Origin of the sequence: Stenotrophomonas sp. 22385, from assembly GCF_052045085.1 — a bacterium.
In the GTDB taxonomy this organism is placed as follows: Bacteria; Pseudomonadota; Gammaproteobacteria; order Xanthomonadales; family Xanthomonadaceae; genus Stenotrophomonas.
Map to the genome: position 1 here is coordinate 334,286 of NZ_JBQEOG010000001.1, position 21,373 is coordinate 355,658.

At 65.5% G+C, this 21,373-nt stretch carries 16 protein-coding genes; 9 read left to right on the forward strand and 7 right to left on the reverse strand.

Going from position 1 to position 21,373, the window contains the following annotated elements; genetic code table 11:
- From ACTJI4_RS01405 to ACTJI4_RS01415, 3 genes are read left to right on the forward strand one after another with little or no spacing between them, the layout of a single operon-like run.
- A complete protein-coding gene (locus tag ACTJI4_RS01405; RefSeq protein ID WP_440868312.1) occupies positions 1-549 on the forward strand; it encodes a GTP-binding protein in 549 nt (182 codons plus the stop codon).
- On the forward strand, positions 542-970 hold the full coding sequence (locus tag ACTJI4_RS01410) for a roadblock/LC7 domain-containing protein (protein WP_440868313.1): 429 nt from the start codon (positions 542-544) through the stop codon (positions 968-970). The genes ACTJI4_RS01405 and ACTJI4_RS01410 overlap by 8 nt, the downstream gene beginning before the upstream one ends.
- Before the next feature lie 35 nt (positions 971-1,005).
- A complete protein-coding gene (locus tag ACTJI4_RS01415) occupies positions 1,006-1,365 on the forward strand; it encodes a hypothetical protein (RefSeq protein WP_392922786.1) in 360 nt (119 codons plus the stop codon).
- Positions 1,366-1,464: 99 nt separating this feature from the next.
- Here ACTJI4_RS01415 and ACTJI4_RS01420 read toward each other — a convergent pair whose 3' ends face one another.
- Positions 1,465-1,893 (reverse strand): hypothetical protein, encoded by a 429-nt coding sequence (locus tag ACTJI4_RS01420; protein WP_392922789.1) that lies wholly within the window; start codon positions 1,891-1,893, stop codon positions 1,465-1,467.
- Between the two features lie 477 nt (positions 1,894-2,370).
- Here ACTJI4_RS01420 and ACTJI4_RS01425 point away from each other — a divergent pair, with 477 nt between their 5' ends.
- The 4 genes from ACTJI4_RS01425 (at position 2,371) to ACTJI4_RS01440 (ending at position 6,687) form a co-directional block, all read left to right on the forward strand.
- Complete coding sequence (locus tag ACTJI4_RS01425; RefSeq protein WP_440868314.1) at positions 2,371-3,114, forward strand: MASE1 domain-containing protein; 744 nt, start codon at positions 2,371-2,373, stop codon at positions 3,112-3,114.
- Positions 3,072-3,932, forward strand: a complete 861-nt coding sequence (locus ACTJI4_RS01430; protein WP_440868315.1) for a hypothetical protein — start codon at positions 3,072-3,074, stop codon at positions 3,930-3,932. The genes ACTJI4_RS01425 and ACTJI4_RS01430 overlap by 43 nt, the downstream gene beginning before the upstream one ends.
- 90 nt (positions 3,933-4,022) lie before the next feature.
- Positions 4,023-5,759, forward strand: coding sequence for a bifunctional isocitrate dehydrogenase kinase/phosphatase (gene aceK / locus ACTJI4_RS01435; protein ID WP_440868316.1), 1,737 nt, complete (start codon positions 4,023-4,025; stop codon positions 5,757-5,759).
- Positions 5,760-5,817: 58 nt separating this feature from the next.
- Positions 5,818-6,687, forward strand: a complete 870-nt coding sequence (locus tag ACTJI4_RS01440) for an energy transducer TonB (protein ID WP_440868317.1) — start codon at positions 5,818-5,820, stop codon at positions 6,685-6,687.
- Between the two features lie 47 nt (positions 6,688-6,734).
- Here the strand turns inward: ACTJI4_RS01440 and ACTJI4_RS01445 are convergent, their stop codons facing one another.
- From ACTJI4_RS01445 to ACTJI4_RS01455, 3 genes are all read right to left on the reverse strand, one after another.
- Positions 6,735-8,321, reverse strand: coding sequence for a sensor domain-containing diguanylate cyclase (locus ACTJI4_RS01445; protein ID WP_392922800.1), 1,587 nt, complete (start codon positions 8,319-8,321; stop codon positions 6,735-6,737).
- Positions 8,322-8,546: 225 nt separating this feature from the next.
- A complete protein-coding gene (locus ACTJI4_RS01450; RefSeq protein WP_440868318.1) occupies positions 8,547-9,563 on the reverse strand; it encodes a cupin-like domain-containing protein in 1,017 nt (338 codons plus the stop codon).
- 61 nt (positions 9,564-9,624) lie between these two features.
- Positions 9,625-12,633, reverse strand: coding sequence for a TonB-dependent receptor (locus tag ACTJI4_RS01455; RefSeq protein WP_392922807.1), 3,009 nt, complete (start codon positions 12,631-12,633; stop codon positions 9,625-9,627).
- A gap of 414 nt (positions 12,634-13,047) precedes the next feature.
- Between ACTJI4_RS01455 and ACTJI4_RS01460 the strand changes: the two genes are divergently transcribed.
- Positions 13,048-14,319, forward strand: a complete 1,272-nt coding sequence (locus tag ACTJI4_RS01460; RefSeq protein ID WP_392922810.1) for a sugar MFS transporter — start codon at positions 13,048-13,050, stop codon at positions 14,317-14,319.
- Between the two features lie 4 nt (positions 14,320-14,323).
- Here the strand turns inward: ACTJI4_RS01460 and ACTJI4_RS01465 are convergent, their stop codons facing one another.
- Positions 14,324-15,331 (reverse strand): LacI family DNA-binding transcriptional regulator, encoded by a 1,008-nt coding sequence (locus tag ACTJI4_RS01465; protein WP_392922813.1) that lies wholly within the window; start codon positions 15,329-15,331, stop codon positions 14,324-14,326.
- A 330-nt stretch (positions 15,332-15,661) separates the two neighbouring features.
- Between ACTJI4_RS01465 and ACTJI4_RS01470 the strand changes: the two genes are divergently transcribed.
- Positions 15,662-18,190, forward strand: a complete 2,529-nt coding sequence (locus ACTJI4_RS01470) for a glycoside hydrolase family 3 N-terminal domain-containing protein (protein WP_440868319.1) — start codon at positions 15,662-15,664, stop codon at positions 18,188-18,190.
- Between the two features lie 426 nt (positions 18,191-18,616).
- Here ACTJI4_RS01470 and rho read toward each other — a convergent pair whose 3' ends face one another.
- Together rho and trxA are read right to left on the reverse strand one after the other, a co-directional pair.
- Positions 18,617-20,416, reverse strand: a complete 1,800-nt coding sequence (gene rho, locus ACTJI4_RS01475; protein ID WP_440868320.1) for a transcription termination factor Rho — start codon at positions 20,414-20,416, stop codon at positions 18,617-18,619.
- Positions 20,417-20,642: 226 nt separating this feature from the next.
- Positions 20,643-20,972, reverse strand: coding sequence for a thioredoxin (gene trxA, locus ACTJI4_RS01480; protein WP_392922822.1), 330 nt, complete (start codon positions 20,970-20,972; stop codon positions 20,643-20,645).
- Between the last annotated feature and the right edge of the window lie 401 nt (positions 20,973-21,373).

Here is a 21,373-nt window from a genome sequence, read left to right on the forward strand (position 1 = left end):
GTGCGCGAACACAAGATCGTGGTGCTGGGTGGGATGGGGTGCGGAAAATCAACCCTGGTACGTGCCATCGCCGCCGGCGCGGTGGTGGATACCGATGTGCACAACACCGACCGCCAAGGCGCCGACAAGGCCTCGACCACGGTGGCCATGGACTACGCCGACATCGACCTGCCCAACGGCGACCGCCTGCGCCTGTACGGCACCCCCGGCCAGCAGCGCTTCGACTTCATCTGGCCGATCCTGCTGCAGGGCGCCAGCGGCGTGGTACTGCTGCTCGATGCCACCCGTCACACGGTAGTGGAAGAACTGCAGGGCTATCTGGGTGTGCTGCGTGAGCATGCCGCGCAGGTGCCGGCGGTGATTGGCGTCTCGCGCGTGGATCTTGCTCCGGAGTTCGACCTCGATTCCTGCGCCACGGTCGCGGGCTGGAACGACCGCCTGCTGCCGGTGATGCCCATCGACGCGCGCGAACGCGAACAAGGACTTTTCCTGATGGACGTGCTGATGAGCGAGATGGAAACCCGCGACCTGGTGCTGGCCCATGGCTGACGGACAGGATGTGCGCCGGCTGGATCCGGCCGTGCGCGAGCGCGTCGTGCAACACCTTCAAGCGTTCGCCGACAGCCTCAATGGCGTGCGCAGCGCGGTGCTGGCCAGCGTGGACGGCTTCGCGCTGGTGCCCGCTGCCGGCAGTCACGGAAACGGCGAACGCCTGGCCGCGATGACCAGCGCGATGCTCGCGCTGGCCGCCGCCGTGGGCCGCGAGCTGTCGCTGGGCGAGCTGGAAGTGCTGATGCTGGAAGCGGGTGAGGGCAAGGTGCTGATGCTGGCGCTGCCGTGCACGCCCGCGCCACTGCTGCTGATGACCGCCTGCGACACGCGCTGCGTGACCGGCAAGGTGCTTTGGAGTGCAAAGGAATGTGGCCGCAACATCATGGCCGAACTCAGCGGATCACGAGCCGATCCGTAGGGGAACCTGGGGCTCGACAACCAAAGGGGTGCAATATGGCAGGTGTGAGCGAAACCTTGAGCGCGCTGATGACCATCGACGGCGCGCAGGCGGTGGCACTGGTGGACTATGAAAGCGGCATGCTGCTGGGCGAAGCCGGCTCGGGCATGGACATGGAAGTGGCGGCAGCGGGCAACACCGAAGTGATCCGCGCGAAGATGAAGACCGCCGCGTCGTTGAACCTCAACGACACCATCGAGGACATCCTGATCTCGCTGGGCAAGGCGTACCACATCATGCGCCCGGTCGCGAAGCAGAAGGGCCTGTTCCTGTACCTGGTGCTCGACCGCAACAAGTCCAACCTGGCGCTGGCACGCCGCCGGGTGCAGGACGTTGAGGCGTCATTGGCGCTGTAATCCGGAAGGATGCCGTAGGCCGCGCGGCAAGTGGCCGGTGTCGCTCTACGCTTTCACAAGTGTAGAGCGACGCAGGCGCTGCGCTCCCGCGAACCCTGCTCAGTTTGATAGTTCTACTGACCACATGTGGTTGGGACGATCTTGATGGAGCATCAAGGCGAACTCCGAATCTCTGTATATGTAGAGCGGCGCCGCGCCAGGCAAGGTTCGTGAAGGCGACGATGGAAGCGATATCTTGGCGCTGGCATCTCCGGCGGGAAGTCTCCAGAACACATCGTTCGCCTTCGCGATGACGATGTGCACACGATCCCTACTGTCATTGACCTGATAGTAGGTAATTCCGTCGCGGTCGAAAGCGTACAGGCGCCAGGCGGGATGCAGACTCTGATTCTTCGCCTCCGGGAGCGATTGACCTAGCCCAAGCCTTGCCTGTTCGGATCCGTGGTTCTCGTGCTGAGCAAGGGCCGTGGGTGCGGGCATGACAATTAACGAAGCGAAGAAGCAGATTGCTTTCGAGAGGGAGTTCACGGGATTCTCACTGCTTTAGACCAGTTGGTTGGTGCATGAAAGGCTACTGATCACGCAGGTCCGCGCCATTGAAAGATCTCCGAATCATCAACTCTCGCGGCCGAAGGACGTCGCGACTCGCGTCCCCGGTACAGAACTTGGAGGAAGCGCGGTGGCGACGTGTGCGCCGCGCTCGATGGAAGTGGGTGGATAGCGGCGCCTGACCGATCTAGGAACGGGACGAAAGTATTGTTGGTCGATCAATCGACTTGAACGCCTCCCCACGTTGGTGCGAGTACGAAGCGAAAGCGATTGCGAACTTGATCATGTCGACGGTCATTGTTTGTATGTGATGGCCATCAAAATCGTGTGGACGCACAGTGCTGATTTGTCGAAATCGAGCCGTATAGCCGTTTGCACCAGCTCGATTGTATGGCTAACGTTCCGCCGCCAAGTGCCTGCGTCAATTCGAAGCAGGATTGGAAGGAGGAGTGAAGCGTGCGATTGGATTGGTGGAGACAGGGTGTCCGACTTGATTTCAGAATTCACCCACAAGGGATTGCACTTTCGGCAGTGTATGCAGTGGCGTGCTGGGCGACCCGGCAGCTATCTCTGGATCAGTTCTATCTTCCCGCAGGCGTTCGCGTCGCAGCGTTGCTTGTCTGTCCACCCAGGTTATGGGTCTATCTGATTCTTGGTGAGTACGCCTACTTCGCCCAAATGCGCTACCCGCTCATCGAGAAGTACGGGCTCGCCTGGGTAATTGCAGGTTCGGCCTGCCTGATGCCTGTGGTCGCGCTTGTTATGAAGCTTCATGCTCGCCTGCTGCGCGATAGGGCTGACGTTTGGATGCTGTCAGTGGCTGCTGTTTCCGCCTTATCGGCTACAACCATAAATGTTGTTTTCTCATACGTGCTTTGGCCGGTTCCGCTGCCAGTCCCCTTCCTGACCAGCCTAGTCCGCTACTCTATTGGAGACTATCTCGGAATACTGACGCTTGCGCCGTTGGCGCTACTTTGGATACACAGAAAAGGGCGGGAGTTGAATCGGGCGCTGATCTGGCCCAGCGCCCTATTACTCGCATTGCTGTTAGCTATGGGTCTACTGGTTGCAGCGTTGCCGTCCTCGCTGGCGGGTGCAAAGACCACGTTGCAGCTGGTCATGGCTCTTCCTGTTATTGCGTTGACATGCATGCACGGATGGCGGGGCGCGCCGTCGGAGTACCCCTTATCAATCTCGTAATCGGGCTGACCACGCCGGCGTCCACGCGCTACTCCTTCGATTACGATACCTTTGTCACACAGCAGATCATGGCCGTAGCAGGAACTGCGCTTCTTGCTCTGGGTTCCAGTATTACCCAGTACTATCATCGCTACCGCATTGGAAGCCGGGACAGAGAGCTGGCTATCAAGCATGTCAGATCATCTCACTTGGCAAGCGAAATGGACCTTCGCGAAAGGGCATTGAGCATGCGCAATCTGGGTGAGGGGTTGGACCATACTCTCAGTCAGATTGCCGATGTGTTGGAGACCAGTGGTCATCCCGGGCTTGCAAAGAGTCTGTTGCGCATATCGGTGTCGAACTCGCGTCAGTTCCGGGGAGAGACCAGCATGGTCTATCCAACCTCGTTGGAACATGTAGGTCTCTATCTGGCATTGCAGATTGGTGGAATCAACGAGGCTTGGAACCAGACCAACAGGATGTCGAGCCCCCGACTGGTCGGTGATCCCTGCCAGTTGAGCATGGGTCTGCAGCTGGCCGCGTACCGCACGATGGTGGAAGCTGCCTCGCTGTTGCTCAAGCACGAGGCGGGCCAGATCCAGATCCGGGCCCGTTGCGGGCGTATGCGAGGCTATCGCGGCATTGTTGCCAGCGTCGGGCTCATCGATTCCGAGGCCCGCCTCTCCGAATCGACCATGCGACTGGCGATCGAGCGGCTGACCGGGCGTACCCTGGCCTATGGCGGTACCGTGCAGTGCCGTCGCAACCGTGTGCGCATCCTCTTGGTGGAGGCGTCCGCAGGTTCAGTCGGAAAGGCTGGCGTGCAGGCTGCGGCCTGAGCATGACGGGCGGCGACATTGCGCGCCGCCGGGCTTGCCGGCCATGGGCCGGCACTACTATCGTGGGGTAGGTTCTTCCGGTTGCCCTGCATGCCTGTTGCCCAATCCCCTGATGACGATGCGTTGGCCGCGCGGCTGGCGGCGCGGATCCGCGATGGTTTCGAGGATTACCACGCGCGCTTTGCCGGGGTGACCCGCCGCGCGCGGGTGCGCTTTGAGACCCGCGACTGGAACGGGGCGCGGCAGGATGCGGTGGAGCGTATCGGACTCTATGACCGCTGCGTCGCCGAAACCGTGGATGTGCTGCGGCGGGCGGCGCGTGAGGCCGTCGGTGAGCGCACCCTATGGCTGCATATCCGAAGTGCCTATGCGGGCCTGGTTTCCGGGTTGATCGACGCCGAGCTGTACAAAACCTTCTACAACACGCTGGCCCGCCGCCTGTTCGCCACGGAAGGCGTGGATGCGGCGGTGGAGTTCATGGCGATGGATGTGGAGCCGTCCGATGCCATCACCCACCCGGTCGCGCGGCATACCTACGCGCTGTCGGCGACGCGGCCGGCCGAGGCCTTCATGCGGGTGCTGGGGGACTACCGCTTCGACGTTCCTTACGCACACCAGTTGCGCTGTGCGGCGGCCATTGCCGTGCGCCTCCAGGATGATCTGCAGCATTGGGGGACACAACCCGTACGCAGCATCGAGCTGCTCGATACCGTGTTCTACCGCGAGCGTCGTGCCTACCTGGTGGGGCGCGTGTTCGGCGAACACCGCTTCTCCCCCTGCGTGATCGCGCTGGTCAACGACGGCAACGGCCTGCGCGCCGAAGCCGTGCTGACCCGGCGCCGCGACGTGGCGCACCTGTTCGGCGTGTCGCGCAGCTACTTCCAGGCCGACCTGGCCACGGTCGGCGATGCGGTGGTGTTCCTGCGCAGCCTGCTGCCGGCCAAGCCCATCGATGAGATCTACACCGTGCTGGGCCGCGCCAAGCAAGGCAAGACCGAGCGGTACCGTACCTTCTTCCGCCATTTCCAGGAGCATCCCGACGAACAGCTGGTGCATGCCGATGGCACCCCCGGCATGGTCATGGCGGTATTCACGCTGCCCAGTTACCCGCTGGTGTTCAAGCTGATCCGCGACCGCTTCGCCTGGCCCAAGACCATGACCCGGCACCAGGTGGAGGAAAAGTACGCGCTGGTGTTCAACCTGGATCGCGTCGGGCGCCTGCTGGATGCGCAACCCTACCGCCATCTCCGCTTTCCCAGGGCCCGGTTCTCGCCGGCGCTGCGCGAAGAGCTGCTCACCCAGTGCGCAGCCAGCGTACGTGAAGACGGCGATTCGCTGGTGATCGCGCTGTGCTACGTGCAGCGCCGGTTCCGCCCGCTCAATCTTTACCTGCGTGAACAGACCGCCGAAGCGCGCCTTGCCGCCGCGCTGGATTACGCGCAGGCGATCACCGACATGGCCCGCAACAACATCTTCCCGGGCGACATGCTGCCGAAGAACTTCGGCGTGTCGCGGCACGGGCGTGCGGTGTTCTACGACTACGACGAGCTGTGCCTGGTGAGTGACTGCGTGTTCCGCGCGTGGCCCACGCCGCGCAATGCCGACGAAGCGATGGCGGACGAACCGTGGTTCCACGTGGGCCCACGCGATGTATTCCCCGAGCGCTTCGCGCCCTTCATGGGATTGCCCGCGGACGAGCTTGCCGCCGTGCGTGAGCACCATGCGCACCTGTTCGATCCGCACTGGTGGCAGGGACTGCAGGCGCGTTTCGCGGCCGGCGATTATCCCGATACGTCACCCTACGCAGCCCATCATCGCCTGGCATGATTTTCCCCTGACACATCACTGGGCTATTCTCGGGGTTCATCCACAAGGAGCAGGTGAGATGCGTTATCCCCATTTTCTGGCGTTGGCCCTCGCATTGGGCGGCACCGGGCTGGTCGCAACAAGCGACACCGCTGCACAGACCGCGCGTGCGGTGCGTGAGACCGCCGAAGCCAGCATGACGCTGACCGGCAAGATCGATATCGGTACCGACGGGCACGTCACCGGCTTCCAGCTGGACCATGCCGACAAGCTGCCTGCCGATCTGGCCGCGTTCGTGCAGCGCCAGGTGCAGGCATGGCAGTTCCAGCCGGCTCTGGAGAGCGGCAGGGCGGTCGCAACGCAGACCCCGGTGACCCTGCGCCTGCTCTCCCGGCCCAGCGCGGAAGGCGCGGGCGACACCGTGCGCGTGGCTGGAGCGAGTTTCACCCGATACGACCCGGAAGACACCAGCCGCGTGACCTCAAGCGAGGTACGTGCGCCGACCTATCCCAAGAACCTGGCCGCCTTGCGCGCCAAGGGCGAAGTGCTGCTGCTGGTGAAGGTAGGCCGCGACGGTACCGTGGACGATGTATTCGCCGAACAGGTGAACCTGCGCGTGGTGGCCAAGGAAAACCAGATGCGGCAGGTCCGCAACGAATTCGCCCGTGCATCGGTTTCCACCGCTCGCAGCTGGACCTTCCGCCCGCCGACCACCGGCAAGTTCAAGGATGCCGAGTCTTGGAACGTGCGTATTCCGGTGCGCTACATGATGGGCGAACGCACGCCCTATGGCACGTGGGAAGCCTACATCCCCGGTCCGCGCGAGCGTGCACCCTGGCGCACCTCCGAAGCCGGCGCGGATGCCGCACCGGATCTGCTGACCGCAGGCGGAATCTATATGGCCGACCTGGATGAGGGCCCGCGCCTGCTGACGCCGCTGGGCGGTTGAGCCGTTGAACGACCGGGTCGACGCGACGCGTCGATCCGGTGCCGGGTTCAGGCGTTGCCGGGGCCGTCCGGCGCCGGATACACCACGGTGCGATTGCGGCCCTGTTCCTTGGCCATGTACAGCGCCTTGTCGGCCAGCCGCAGCGCCTGCTGCGGGTCTTCGTGGTAGGACGGGTAGTGGGCCACGCCCAGCGATACCGTCACCGTGCCGACCTGTTCGAACACTTCCGCTTCCACCTGCAGCCGCAGGCGCTCGGCGATGCCCGCACTGGCCGTTACGTCGATGCCGGGCAGCAGGATCAGGAACTCCTCGCCGCCATTGCGGCACAGCAGGTCGGTATCGCGCGAATCGTCGCGCATCAGCTGGGCGATGCGCAGGATCACCGCATCGCCCACCGCATGGCCGAAGCGGTCGTTGATGGTCTTGAAGCGGTCGATGTCCAGCGCGATGATCCCGAACGGCTGCCCGCGTGCCTGCCAGTCTTCCAGCCCTTCCTGCAGCCCACGGCGGTTCTGCAGGCTGGTGAGCGGGTCGGTCATGCTGGCGCGGTTGAGCTTGCCGATGCGGTCCTGCAGCAGGTTGAAGCTGTACAGCAGCGCCTGCTTGAGGTGCGCGGCCTCGTAGTACCACGCCTTGATGCCGTTCACGTGGCGGATGGCGATGCCGGTATCGCGGTTCTGTACGTTGCGCGCCATCTGCCACAGCGGCAGCGAAATGCGCCGGGCGAACCACCAGGTGACCAGCAGCGACAGCACGCCCAGCGGAATGGCATTCCAGATCACCGCCTTCATCAAGCGCGCCAGCGGCGCCAGCGTCGCCTCGGTCGGGCGCTGGGCCACCACGCCCCAGCCGACGCTGGGCACCGGCGCGTAGCCGGCCAGCATCAGCACACCGTGGCTGTTGCGCACTTCCTGTGCGCCCGAGTGGCCCTGGCTGACCGCCTTTACCGCGGGGTTCTCCAGCGCGAACTGGCCCACCCGGCCGGGTTCGATGTGGTACAGGATGCGGCCATTGCGGTCGACCACGTACAGATACGAGCCGTCGCGGTAATAGTGCTTGCCCAGCAGGCTCTGCAGGATGCTGCGCTGGCGCAGGTAGATGGTGCCGCTCACATAGCCCTTGTACTGGCCCTGCGCGTCGAAGATCGGGTGCGAGATGGCGATCAGCAGGCGGCCGGTAGCCGACTGGTAGGGATCGCTGATGTACGGCTCGCGACGCTTGAGCGCCTCGCTGTTGCCCTGGCTGTTGAGCACCACCCCCTGCAGGGCAAGGCTCAACGGCGAGGTGGCCAGCACCGTACCGGCCGGGTCCACGATCAGCACCGAGTTGAAGCTGTTGGTCTGCAGCTGCAGGCGGGCCGCTTCGGCTTCCAGCTCGGCGCGGGTGTGCGCCCGCTGGCCCAGGCCGGTGGCGGCATAGGCCAGCTGCTGCTGGGCTGACAGCACGAAGTTCTCGGTGCTCTCGGCCAGCTTGCTGGCGTAGACCCGGTTGGATTCGAGGGTGGTGCCGATCAGTTGGTCGCGTTGCACGCGGTAGCTGGCATGCAGGGTATTGGCCAGGGCGACCAGCGCGCTGAGCAGGGCAAGCGCCAGGATCAGCTTGCCCAGGTTGAGGCGGGACGACAGCAGGGGCATGGACGAAACAACCGGCAAGGTGCTGCGCCAACCGGTCCTACCGATGAGGCTGCAACGAAGAAGCGGTCAGAGGCGGACTGCATGGCGCCGGGCCGGTGCACCTCACGGCGCGCTGGATGCGGCCACCCTACCCCCGGGCGGACGATGGATCTCGGCGCGGATTATCACGGATTCACAGGCGATGTGGGTAAAACACTGTGGGCCGTCGCAGCGGCCGATGCCCGCTCAGCGTTCCAGCCGCTTGCGCAGCACGCTGCGCACGTTGGCCGCCATCGCCCCGTCCAACGGGCCAAGCACCCCGCGCGCGGCCTCCGGGATATGCGCGGTGGCATCGCCGCCGGCGCCGAACACGTAGTGGTCGAACAGTGCCTGCCAGCTGCGGCGCTGGGCCGGCGGCAGCCCGCGCAGCGCCAGCAATGACAGCATCAGCGCGTTCATGGGCGGGTCCATCCAGGCCGGTACCGGGCGCCACCAGTAATTCACCAGCACGTTGAAATCATCCAGCCCTTCCATGTGGTGCCACCACAGGGAGGGAATGAACACCGCATCGCCGGGGCCCAGCTCGGCCACCTGCGCGCTGGCCATGGCCCGGGCAAAGCGCGGGAAACGGTCCAGGTCCGGTTCGGCGAAGTCGACCAGACTCACCGCCTGGCCGGCCGGGGTGAAGTCCAGCGGACCGATGTACAGGTTGCCGATCTGATCCGGTGGAAACAGGGTGACGCGGCGGCGGCCGGCGGCCACGCAGGCCAGGTTGTCCGGCACGTCGTGGTGGGCGGCGATGCGCGAACGGTTGCCGATCCAGATGCTGGCCAGCGGTTCGTCCACGCCCAGCGCCAGCGGGTTGTCCTGGCGGAAGCCGGGCAGGAAGCTGTCCAGCGTGGTCGAGGCCACGTAGATGGTGGGCGGATCGGACGCGCTGCGGTACTTGAGCAGCGTATCGAGTGCTACTTTCAGCGCGACCTGCTCGCGGCGGAAGTTGAAGCCGCTCATGTCCGCGTTGTAGAAGATGCGGCCCTTCGCTTCGGGCGGCGCGGTCGTGGCGGTAACGGGCAGGGTGCCGTGGTCGTACTGCTTGAGGTGGGCAACCGCGGCCTCGGCCGAGTCGCGTGCGGCGCTGACCATCGGCCAGTCCGCCACCAGCCCGCGGATCACCTTGGGCGTGGTCCAGCCAGGGAGTACCTCGGCCAGCCGGTAGCGGTCGAGGTCGCGCACTTCGTCGATCGGGCCGGGGGGTGCGGGCATGGCGGGGTCGCTTGCGGGCGGTGGCGGTGTGGCGAGTGTAGACCCGCCACACCGCGGCTGCTCAGAACTTGTAGCGGACCCCGAACATGTAGCGCGGACCGGTCTGGGTGGCGTAGCGCAGCATGTTGGTATGCCGTGCGTAGGTGCGCATGGTCTCGTCCGTGAGGTTGATCGCCTCCAGGCTCAGCGACAGCTGTTCGCTGACCGCGTAGCTGATGTTGAGGTCGAGCTGGCCGTAATCATCGGTGTAGTTCGGGTTGGGCCCTTGGCCGCCGATGCCGTTGAGGAACTTCTCGCGCCAGTTGTAGGCCGCACGGATCTGCCAGTTGTGCTTGTCGTAGAACGCCACCAGGTTGGCCGAATCGCTCAGCCCCACCATCGGGTACTGGTCGCCCAGGCTCAGGTTGTCGAAGGTCAGCCCGGATTTCACCTTGGTGTAGTTCGCCGCCAGGCCGAAGCCGGATTGGCCGAACAGGTGCTGCACCGCCACTTCCCAGCCATCAAGATGATCCGAACGCTGGTTGGACGGCAGGGTGATGTCGAACCCGGCGATCGGGTCGCCAGGCTGGCCGACGATGGTGCCGGTGAGCTGGCCGGCCGAGTTGGTGCCGGTGGCGGTCACGCCGGGCTGGCCGTTGAAGTTGGTGAAGATGTAGTCGCGGATGCAGGGCATGTCGCTCACCCCGCAGCCGGCGGCCAGCGCCGCGTTCCAGTACGCGCCGCCCACGGGCGTGTGCAGGTTGCCGGTGTTCTCGCGCACGATGGTGTCGCTGATGAAGTTCTTGATGTTCTTGCGGAAGAAGCCCACCGAGGCGTAGCTGGATTCGCCGTAGTACCACTCCAGCGACAGGTCGAAGTTGTCCGACAGCAGCGGCTCCAGTGCCGGGTTGCCACGCGACCCGCTGCCGCCCTGGGTGCGCACAATGTCAGCCAGGGTCTGCCCGCTCTGGATCTGGGTCCAGCCGGGGCGGCCCAGGCTGCGGCTGTAGCTGCCGCGCAGCGCCAGGGAATCGCTGATATCCAGCTTCAGGTCCAGGTTGGGCAGCACGTAATCGTACTTGCCGCTGTCGCTGATGAAGCCGCTTTCGGTGGCGTAGTCGATGTTGAGTTCGTTGGCCGAGCTCCAGCTGATGCCGTTGGGCACGCGCACCATCGCGGTGGAATCCACGTCGGTCTGCTCATAGCGCACGCCGACCGCCACGTTCAGCGGCATCGACCAGTCGAAGGTGGTGCGGTACTGCAGGAACGCGCTCTTGGACTTCTCGTTGGTGCGGATGTCTTCGGAGTATTCGGTGGGCGCGTAATAGCAGGTCGGGCAGGCCGGGTCGGACGCGGTGCCGACCTGCGCGGCGCGGTTGATCAGCCTGTCGAAGTCGAACACCAGGAACTGGCCGGTCAGGCGCGGATCGTTGTGCCCCGAGAACGCATCGAAGTACCTGGCCATGTCATCGGCGTACCAGATGCTGTCATCGTAGTCAGCCGGGGTGCCCAGGCCGCCCCACGTATTGCGCTGCATGATCGCCGAGGCCGAACGGTTCTTGACGTCGGTGTAGCCCACGCCGAAGTCCAACGCGGAGTAGTCGGCGAACTTGAAGGTACCGCGGCCCTGGTACTGTTCCACCTCGGACTTGTTGTAGCTGTTCTGGAACACCGAGCCGGTGACCAGCGCATCGGCCGCCTGCACCCCGCCTGGCGGCAGCGCGATGTTGATGATCGGCAGGTCGCCGCTGTAATCCACGGTGGTCTTGCCGCGCACGAACGCGGCCACGCCGAGCACGCCGGCCGAGCCGTACGGGCTGTCCGGCTGCGATTCGGCGGTGGAGTTGTGGGCGTCGAAGGACAGGGTCAACGCATCGCTGACGTCCCATTCCACGTTGAAGCCCAGCGAGTCCATCTCGTTCTTGGTGGCCAGCTGCGCGCCACCCATCGACACGTCCGAATTGACCATGTCTTCGCTGTAGATGATCGGCGCGGCGACCGGGCCGTTGGTCCAGATGCTGTCGCCCGGGCCGTAGTTGAACCACACCGACAGCTCGCTGCGCTGCTGCTGCACCTTGTTCTCCACGTAGGTGTAGTCCAGCGTGGTGGTCACGTTGTCGACCGGCTTCCACTGCAGGGTGGCCTGGCCATTGGTGCGCTGGCGCTGCACGCCATTGACGTTGTAGGCGGTGTTCTGCGGGCGGCCGTACACATCATCCGGACCGGGACGGTTCTGGATGCGGTCGGCATAGCCCTGGCCCGGCTGCGGCAGCACGCGCCAGTCGGTGGTGTTGTCGCCTTTGAAGGTGGCCCAGCCTTCTGCCACGGTGGCCTGGTTGAAGCCCGAGTCACGCTCCTGGTAGCTGCCGCTCAGCATCACACCGAAACGACCGTCGGCATACGTGTCGCTGAAGATGCCCGACAGCTCGCCGGTGAAGTCCGATCCCTTCAGGGTGCGCGGCAGGTTGTCGTTGGAGGTGTCATTGACCGCCTTCAGCCCCACGCTGACCACCGGCGCCGATTCGAGCGGGCGCAGGGTCTTGACGTTGATCGTGGCGCCGATGCCACCGGTCGGATTGTCTGCGCGGGTGGTCTTGAACACCTCCACGGCCGAGATCGATTCCGAAGCGATGTTGGCGAAATCGAACGAGCGTGAGCTGTTCAGACCGCCGCCACCGTTGCCCAGGTTGGACGCTGGCATCTGGCGGCCGTTGAGCAGCACCAGGTTGAAGTCGGGGCCGATGCCACGCACGGTTACCTTGGAGCCTTCGCCGCTGGAGGTGCGGTCGATCGACACACCGCTGATGCGCTGCAGCGATTCGGCCAGGTTGGTATCGGGGAACTTGCCGATGTCCTCGGCCACGATGCCGTCCACAACGCCCTGGCTGTCGCGCTTGAGGTTCATGGATGAGGTGAGGCTGCCACGTATGCCGGTGACCTGCACCGTATCGAGCGTGGCTGGATCCAGCCCGTTCGATGACGAGGCGGCGCCATCCCGGGTGGTGTCCTGGGCCCACGCCGGCCCGGCCAACACGGCGAGCAGCGCGGAAGTGAGCATTGCCTTGCGGGGTACGGCCTTGTACGTCTTCATTGCAGCTCCCTCCCCAGGGAAATCGGTAATGGCAGTCCTACGGCACGATTCAACAACGATGTGGGCGGATTGGGCCGACGCCTGACAGCGTTGTCAACAAAGTGCCATGAAGAGCATCCTCTCCTCTGTCGCCCACGGTGTCGTTGCATGCCCAATGACAGCTCGCTGCATAGCCCTCAAACGTTGCAACGCGGGCGTTTCAGCCCGGTTTTGCAGGGACGTGACGCGCCCGATTCAGTGGGGCATGTTCGTTGTGCAGTGCAGAACGAAACTGCGCGAATCCCCGTTTCGGGTCGACGCCGGGTGCTGTCGTGTTGTCTGACCGATTGTCTGACAGCGCTGGACAACCGGGTCACGAGCGGGTTCCATGTCTGGCCGCCGCTTGGCTGGCAATCCCCATCAGAAGGACAGGCAATGGACACTTCCACCGTGGTTCGCGGGCAACCCGTACAGAGCACTCGCACGGCGCTGGCCGTGGTGACGGCGATCTTCTTCATGTGGGGTTTCATCACCTGCCTCAATGACATCCTGATTCCGCACCTCAAGGCCGCCTTCGCGCTGACCTGGGTACAGGCGATGCTCATCCAGTTCACCTTCTTCGGCGCGTACTTCCTGATGTCGCTGCCGGCGGGGCGGCTGGTAGCCGCCGTAGGCTACAAGCGCGGCATCGTGGCCGGGCTGGCGATTGCCGGGGTGGGCGCGCTGTTGTTCTGGCCGGCCGCCGCGCTGCATGTGTACGGGCTGTTCCTTGGCGCGCTGTTCGTGCTGGCCACGGGTATTACGGTGCTGCAGGTCGCTGCCAACCCGTATGTGGCGCTGCTGGGGCCGGAGCAGACCAGCTCCAGCCGACTCACGCTGGCCCAGTCGATGAACGCGCTGGGCACCACCATCGCGCCGCTGTTCGGCGGCCTGCTCATCCTCGCGGCCGAACCGCGCAGCGCCGAGCAGCTGGCGCTGCTTCCGCAGGCCGAGGCGTTGGCCTACCGCGCCGCTGAAGCACAATCGGTGCAGGTCCCGTACTTCGGCCTGGCCATCGCGCTGTTCGTGCTGGCTGCGGCGATCTGGATGTTCCGCCTGCCCAGCATTGCGGGGGTTGAAGACATCAAGGCGCAGGGTACGCTCGGCGCGGCGCTGCGCCACAGGCACCTGGCGTTCGGTGTGCTGGCGATCTTCTTCTACGTGGGCGCGGAAGTCTCGATCGGCAGCGTGCTGGTCAACTTCCTGTCCATGCCCGGCATCGGTGAGGGACTGACCGAGCAGGAGGCCACGCGCTATGTGTCGCTGTACTGGGGCGGCGCGCTGGTGGGACGGCTGGTCGGCACCTTCCTGCTGGCGCGCTTTGATCCGCGTCGCCTGCTCGGGCTTTTTGCGCTGGTGGTGATGGGGCTGCTGGGGGTGACCATGCTCGGTGCCGGCGAGCTGGCCAAGTGGAGCGTGGTCAGCGTGGGTCTGTTCAATTCGATCATGTTCCCGACCATCTTCGCGCTGGCCATCGGCGGCCTGGGCCCGCTCACCGGGCAGGGGTCGAGCCTGCTGGTAATGGCGATCGTGGGCGGCGCGGTGGTTCCGCTTGCCGTGGGCTGGTTGGCCGACCACTACGGGCTGCAGGCATCGTTCCTGCTGCCGATGCTGTGCTACCTGTTCATCGTCTTCTATGCATGGCGCGGCTCGCGCCGCTACACCTGACCGCTTACCGTCGCCGCGGTGCTTGGGTGGATTCACGCACCAGCACCGCATGGTCCACGGTGACCATGCGGCCGGCCTTTGGCGAGCGGATGCGTTCGATCAGCTGCTCGGTGGCCAGCCGGCCCATCGTGTCGGTGGGCTGGCGCACGGTGGTCAGGGCCGGGTAGATGTGCCCGGCAATGGGCGTGTCATCGAAGCCGCACACGGAAAGGTCGCGCGGCACGCGCAGGCCGCGCTGGCCAGCCACCCGGAACACCGCGGCCGCCATGTCGTCGTTGGCCGCGAAGATCGCGGTAGGCGGATCGGGCAGGTCCAGCAGCGTGTTGGCCGCCTCGATGCCCGATTCGAACGAGAACTGGCCACTGGCCACCAGCGCCGGGTCGTACTCGATGCCCGCGTCGCGAAGGGCCTGGCGGTAGCCGGACAGGCGCCACTGGCACGCGCCGTGCGCGCGCGGGCCCTTGATGTGGGCGATGCGACGGTGGCCCTGTGCGACCAGATGGCCGATCAGTTCCACCACTGCGGTGGTTTCGTCCATCCGTACGCCGATGCGCCCTTCGGGATGACGCGGTGCGATGCTGGAAAACGGAATATCGTTGTCTTCCAGGTACGCCAGCACCACCGCATCATCGGTGAGCGGCGGGATCAGCACCACGCCATCGGGCCTCGAATTTTCGAACAGTGCGGCGAGGTCGGGCAGGGTGCGCCGGCCGATCCCGACCGGCCCCAGGATCAGGTTGTAGTGATGGGCATGACAGGCCTCAAGCATGCCGTTCTGGATTTCCATCAGGTAGTTGCGCGAGGGATTGTTGTAGACCAGCGCCAGTGCATACGAGCGCTGCCCGGCCAGGCTGCGCGCCGACAGGTTCGGTTTGTATCCCAGCCTCGAGACCGCAGCGAGCACGCGGTCGCGCGTTTCCACCCGCACGTTCGGCTCGTTGTTGAGCACGCGCGACACGGTTTTGATCGAAACGCCGGCGACCGCGGCAACATCCTCGATACGACTACGCATGGTGCGATGGATCCTCCTGGAGAGCCGGGCCGGCCGCTGCCGATGGTAATGCGCCTGTGTCGTTTCGGGATTACCGAAGCAGGCGGATGGTGCCACGTTGCGGGGTATTCGTGCACGGCTTGGACATCCATGCGGCGCTGCAACAGCTACTGCGGATCCGCGCCGCGCTCGGGCCGCGCCAGCCCAACAACGACGGGGAGGCCAGGACAAGCCGTTTGCCGAACGGTTGACAGCGCCCCGCCGGGCTTATATGACAGCGCTGTCACCGGAGGCGTCGAATCGGCGCGCGCCCGGTCCATCACCCGCACATTCTCTTGGAGGTAGATGCACGTGAGCAGCGCCCGGAAGACTCTTCTTACTGCCTGTGTCTTGACGGCATTGGCCGCCCAGGCGCACGCAGCGCCCGCTGCCGGGCACCTGCAGGACTGGCCGCAGGTGACCAGCGCGATCGGCTCCGACCCGGCCATCGAAAGCCGCGTGCGCAGCATCCTTGCGCAGATGACCCTGGCCCAGAAGGTCGGGCAGATGACCCAGCCGGAGATCAAGCAGATCACCCCGGAGCAGGTGCGTACCTACTACATCGGCTCGGTGCTCAATGGCGGCGGCTCGTGGCCGGGCATGGACAAGCACGCGAGTGTGGCCGATTGGGTGAAGCTGGCCGACGCCTATCACGCCGCTTCGCTGGCCACTGACGCGCGCACCCCGGTGCCGGTGATCTGGGGTACCGATGCCGTGCACGGCCACAGCAATGTGTTTGGCGCCACGCTGTTTCCGCACAACATCGGCCTGGGCGCCACCCGCGATGCCGCGCTGATCGAGCGCATCGGTGCCGCCACCGGCAGCGCCACCCGTGCCACCGGCATTGGCTGGGTGTTCGCGCCGACGCTGGCAGTCGCGCATGACCCGCGCTGGGGACGTACCTACGAAAGCTTTTCCTCGGACCCGTCGATCGTTCGCGAGTACGCCACCGCCTACGTCAAGGGCGCGCAGGGCCGCTTCACCAGCGCCGGCAACGTGGTGGCCACGGCCAAACACTATATCGGCGATGGGGCCACCGACAACGGGCGCGATCAGGGCGAGGCCACGGTGGACAAGGCCACCATGATCAACGTGCACGGCCAGGGCTACTTCGGTGCGCTGGGCGCAGGCGTGCAGACAGTGATGGCCTCGTTCAACAGCTGGAACGACCGCGCCGGCGGCGTGGACTACGGCAAGATGCACGGCAGCCAGGCGCTGCTCACCGGCGCGCTGAAGGAAAAGATGGGCTTTGACGGCTTCGTCGTCTCCGACTGGAACGGCATCGCCCAGGTGCCCGGCTGCCGCAACGACAGCTGCGCCCAGGCGATCAACGCCGGCATAGACATGGTGATGGTGCCCGACGACTGGAAGGCGTTCATCGCCAACACCATCGCCCAGGTGGAAAGCGGCGAGATTCCGATGACACGCATTGACGATGCGGTCACCCGCATCCTGCGGGTAAAGCTGCGTGCGGGCCTGTTCGAGCACAAGCCGTCCGACAGCCGCTTCGCGGGTGACGCCGATGCCGTGCAGCACCGCGAACTGGCGCGCGAAGCCGTGCGCGAATCGCTGGTGCTGCTGAAGAACCAGAACACGGTGCTCCCGCTCAAGCGCGATGCGCGCGTGCTGGTAGTGGGCAAGAGTGCCGACAGCCTGTCCGACCAGGCCGGTGGCTGGTCGCTGACCTGGCAGGGCACCGAGAACACCAATGCCGATTTCCCCAATGCCGATTCGGTGCTGGGTGCGCTGCGTGCCGAACTGGGCACGCAGCAGGTGACCTACAGCGCCGATGCCAAGGGCATCGATGCCTCGGCATTCGACGTGGTGGTCGCGGTGATCGGTGAAACGCCATACGCCGAAACCAACGGCGACATCCTCGCTTCGGACACGCTCACCCACAGCCGTGCGCAGCCGCAGGACCTGGCCGTGCTCAAGGCCGCCGCCGCCACCGGCAAGCCACTGGTCACCGTGTACTTCTCCGGTCGCCCGATGTACACCAACGACCTGCTCAACCTGTCGCAGGCGTTCGTTGCCGCGTGGCTGCCCGGAACCGAAGGCAAGGGCATCACCGACGTGCTGGTGGCTGGCAAGGACGGCAGGCCCGCGCATGACTTCCACGGCCGGCTCAGCTTCCCATGGCCCGGCGTGCCGTGCCCGGCACCGATCGACCGCCCGGACCCGAAGCGCCCGGACCTGTTCAAATTCGGCTATGGCCTGAGCTACGCAAAGCCGGCGCAGGTCGCGCGCCTGCCCGAAGCCAACCCGGACCATTGCGGCGTAGTGACGACGCTGCCGATCTTCAACCGCGTGGATACCGCGCCGTTCTCCCTGCACATCGCGGCCGGCGGCGCCACCCAGCCGCTCGGCAATGATCTCAACGCGCGCCTGCGCTGGCCCACCGCCACGCCGGTCGCCGACGTGCGCACGGTGCAGATCAACACCCAGCAGGACGCCCGCGAAGTCACCTGGCTGGCCCCGGCGCAGCTGATCGCGCGCAGCACCTCGCGGCGCAACCTGGGCGCTCTGGCGCGCAGCGACGGCGCGTTGCAGTTCGACGTGATGGTGCAGCATCAGCCCGTTTCGCCGGTCACGGTGACCATGCAGTGCGGCACCGGCTGCGAGGGCGGCGTGGATATCGCCCCGGCGCTGGCAACACTCACCGCGGGGCAGAAGCGAACCGTGACCATTCCGTTGGCCTGCTTCGCCAGCAAGGGCGTCGACCTGGGCGCGGTGGACGCCCCGTTCGTGGTCAGCGCGGACAAGCCGTTCGCGGCGGCGTTCACCCAGATACGGGTGGCGACGAAGGCCGACAAGGCCGAGGGTGTGGTGGCGTGCAGGTGATGTGCGGCGCCGGCGAGCCGCCGGCGCCACCCGCTTGGCGTTTTAGGAACAGATTCAAAGGAAGGCTGCCGCGTGCTGCGTAGTGTGCGGGTCATACGCACGCGGGGAGCCGGCTATGACACTTGTTCACGTCCTGGGTGGGGCATCGCTGTTGATCCTGGTGGCGGTGTCCACGGTGATCAGAGCCGGGATCGGGTTGGATTGGGGAGGTCCGGAACCAGCGGCTCCGGACGCTGCGGAGGACACTGCCGTGGACGCGGTGGAGGCTGTGGCGGAGCCGGTAGCGGGGTTGGTTGCGCCGCAGTTCGGGCCGTTGATGGATAGGATGCAACCTTGAGGTGTACCGAGCAACGGCCGGTACCTACCGGTCTGCATGAAAAAGGCCCCGCAGTGCGGGGCCTTTTTCTGTTTCGATCTCGGCGCCGGTCAGCGCTTCATCGAACCGAAGAACTCGTCGTTGGACTTGGTGTTCTTCATCTTGTCCAGCAGGAACTCCATCGCGGCGATTTCGTCCATCGGGTGCAGCAGCTTGCGCAGGATCCAGATCTTCTGCAGCAGCTCCGGCTCGATCAACAGGTCTTCGCGGCGGGTGCCCGAACGATTGATGTCGATGGCCGGGTAAACACGCTTTTCGGCGATGCGACGGTTCAGGTGCACTTCGCTGTTGCCGGTGCCCTTGAACTCTTCGTAGATCACTTCGTCCATCTTGCTGCCGGTGTCGACCAGCGCGGTGGCGATGATGGTCAGGCTGCCGCCTTCTTCAACGTTGCGCGCGGCGCCGAAGAAGCGCTTCGGGCGGTGCAGGGCGTTGGCGTCCACACCACCGGTAAGCACCTTGCCGGAGCTGGGCACCACATTGTTGTAGGCACGTGCCAGGCGGGTGATCGAGTCGAGCAGGATCACCACGTCCTTCTTGTGTTCCACCAGGCGCTTGGCGCGCTCGATCACCATTTCGGCAACCTGCACGTGGCGTGCGGCCGGTTCGTCGAAGGTGGAGCTGATGACTTCGCCGCGAACGGTGCGCTGCATTTCGGTCACTTCTTCCGGGCGCTCGTCGATGAGCAGCACGATCATGTGCACGTCCGGATGATTGGTGGTGATCGCCGTCGCCACCTGCTGCATCAGCATGGTCTTGCCAGCCTTCGGCGGGGAGACGATCAGCGCACGCTGGCCCTTACCCTGCGGTGCCATCAGATCCATGATGCGGCCGGTGATGTCTTCGGACGAACCGTTGCCACGTTCCAGGGTAAAGCGCTTGCGCGGGAACAGCGGGGTAAGGTTCTCGAACAGCACCTTGTTCTTGGACGCTTCCAGCGGCTCACCATTGATGGTGTCGACGATCGACAGCGCGAAGTAGCGCTCGCCGTCCTTCGGGAAGCGGATGCGGCCGGACAGGTGATCGCCGGTGCGCAGGTTGAAGCGGCGGATCTGGCTCGGCGAAATGTAGGTATCGTCCGGGCCAGCCAGGTAGCTGGCTTCAGCCGCGCGCAGGAAACCGAAGCCGTCCGGCAGGATTTCCAGCACGCCGTCGGCGGCAACGCCGTCGCCATGGCGGGTGAGCACCTTGAGCAGGGCGAAGATCACGTCCTGCTTGCGGGCGCGGGCCACCCCTTCGGAGATCTGCAGCTGCTCGGCGATTTCCAGCAGCTTCTGGGCCGGCATGCGCTTGAGGTCGCTCAGCGAGTAGACCGGGAAGCCCTCGGGCACGTTGGCCTGCTGGCTGCGCACGAACGGCTGCTGCTCGCCATTGTCCTGCGGCATGCCGTCATCGCGGTAGCCACCACCGCCGCCACCACCACCACCGCGATTGCGGTCGCGGTCACGGCGATTGCGGAAACGATCGCGGCGGTTGCCCTGGCCCTGGCCCTGGTTCTGGCCTTGGTTCTGACCCTGGCCCTGGCCCTGGCCCTGCTGGTACGGGTTCTGGCCGCCCTGCGGGTTGTTGTTGTTGTTGCGTTGGCCGCCGTCGCCGGCGTCCTGGCCACCGCCCTGCGTGGAAGGGGCGTCGCCGCCGGATGCAGCCGGTGCCTGCGGTGCCTGCTGCGGTGCTGCGGGTGCAGCCGGCGCCGGCGCGGCGGGCGCGGCAGCCAGGGGCAGTGCGTTCTGTTCGGGAGAAGACCCGGTGTCGGCGCTGCTGGCAGCGGCCTTGGCGACGCGCGGCTTGCGCACGCGCTTCTCGGCGGGCGCGTCGGCGCTCCCGGGTTCGGACGTAGTGATATCGGACAAGTGCTGAATTCCTCGCTGGAAGGTGCGAGCGCCCGGCAGGGGCGGCGAACGTTGTTGGGAAGGGATTCTGGAAAGAGACGTCGTCCAGAAGATGCGGCGCGCGAATGCGGCCGGATGTGCCGACACTAACACCGGCTCGCGGCGATGCGCAAGCCGGGTGGGGCAGGGTCATTCATGCGGGCGTGGGCCCGCGCGGCAGCCGGAGGGTGGCCGGCTGCCGGGTGGCTCAGGCCAACGCCTTGTCCAGCAGGCCAGCCAGCTGGGCCTTGCCGACGGCACCGATCTGCTCGCCGACCTTCTCACCGCCCTTGAACACCACCAGGTACGGGATCGAGCGCACGTGGTACTTGGCCGCAAGCGCACGGTTGTTGTCCACGTTGACCTTCACGATTCTGGCGCGGCCGTTGTAGGCGTCGGCCAGTTCGTCCAGCGCCGGGGCGATCATCTTGCAGGGACCACACCATTCGGCCCAGAAATCGACCAGGACCGGTTCCTTGGAATTCAGTACGGTGCTATCGAAGTCGGCATCGCCGACATGTACAACCTTGTCGCTCATCTTGGTCTCTCGTTTTGGAGTGCACCCGGCAGGGCCGGAGGGGTTGAACCTGGACAGGGCTGGGGGCCTGGTCCGCGTCTGCTGCCTCGTGGCCGCATGTGCGGCCAGCGGTGCGTCCGATGGATGCCTGGACGCTCACGGCCGGCAGTGTACCCCTATCGTCGCGGGGCGACAGGCACCGGTTGGAAAGAATCGTCCTGTGACCGTCATCGCGCTTTGCCGGGGTGGGCCGGAACGATATGCGGGTGGGGCTTTGGCGGTTCCAGCCCCTTGGATCCGAGCGTTCAACTGGGGGTGGGGGCCGTGAAAGCCAGCCACGCAGGGCGTGGCTCTACGGTCGGGGGGGGGGGGGGGGGGGGGGGGGGGGGGGGGGGCCCCCCCCCCCCCCCCCCCCCCCCCCC

What these genes read in the sequence shown, in the direction of transcription:
- ACTJI4_RS01440 (WP_440868317.1), top strand. Translation starts at nt 5,818, where the DNA reads ATGCGTTATCCCCATTTTCTGGCGTTGGCCCTCGCATTGGGCGGCACC.
- ACTJI4_RS01465 (WP_392922813.1), bottom strand. Translation starts at nt 15,331, where the DNA reads ATGCGTAGTCGTATCGAGGATGTTGCCGCGGTCGCCGGCGTTTCGATC.
- ACTJI4_RS01460 (WP_392922810.1), top strand. Translation starts at nt 13,048, where the DNA reads ATGGACACTTCCACCGTGGTTCGCGGGCAACCCGTACAGAGCACTCGC.
- aceK (WP_440868316.1), top strand. Translation starts at nt 4,023, where the DNA reads ATGCCTGTTGCCCAATCCCCTGATGACGATGCGTTGGCCGCGCGGCTG.
- ACTJI4_RS01445 (WP_392922800.1), bottom strand. Translation starts at nt 8,321, where the DNA reads ATGCCCCTGCTGTCGTCCCGCCTCAACCTGGGCAAGCTGATCCTGGCG.
- ACTJI4_RS01455 (WP_392922807.1), bottom strand. Translation starts at nt 12,633, where the DNA reads ATGAAGACGTACAAGGCCGTACCCCGCAAGGCAATGCTCACTTCCGCG.
- ACTJI4_RS01410 (WP_440868313.1), top strand. Translation starts at nt 542, where the DNA reads ATGGCTGACGGACAGGATGTGCGCCGGCTGGATCCGGCCGTGCGCGAG.
- ACTJI4_RS01430 (WP_440868315.1), top strand. Translation starts at nt 3,072, where the DNA reads ATGGCGGGGCGCGCCGTCGGAGTACCCCTTATCAATCTCGTAATCGGG.
- trxA (WP_392922822.1), bottom strand. Translation starts at nt 20,972, where the DNA reads ATGAGCGACAAGGTTGTACATGTCGGCGATGCCGACTTCGATAGCACC.
- ACTJI4_RS01450 (WP_440868318.1), bottom strand. Translation starts at nt 9,563, where the DNA reads ATGCCCGCACCCCCCGGCCCGATCGACGAAGTGCGCGACCTCGACCGC.
- ACTJI4_RS01415 (WP_392922786.1), top strand. Translation starts at nt 1,006, where the DNA reads ATGGCAGGTGTGAGCGAAACCTTGAGCGCGCTGATGACCATCGACGGC.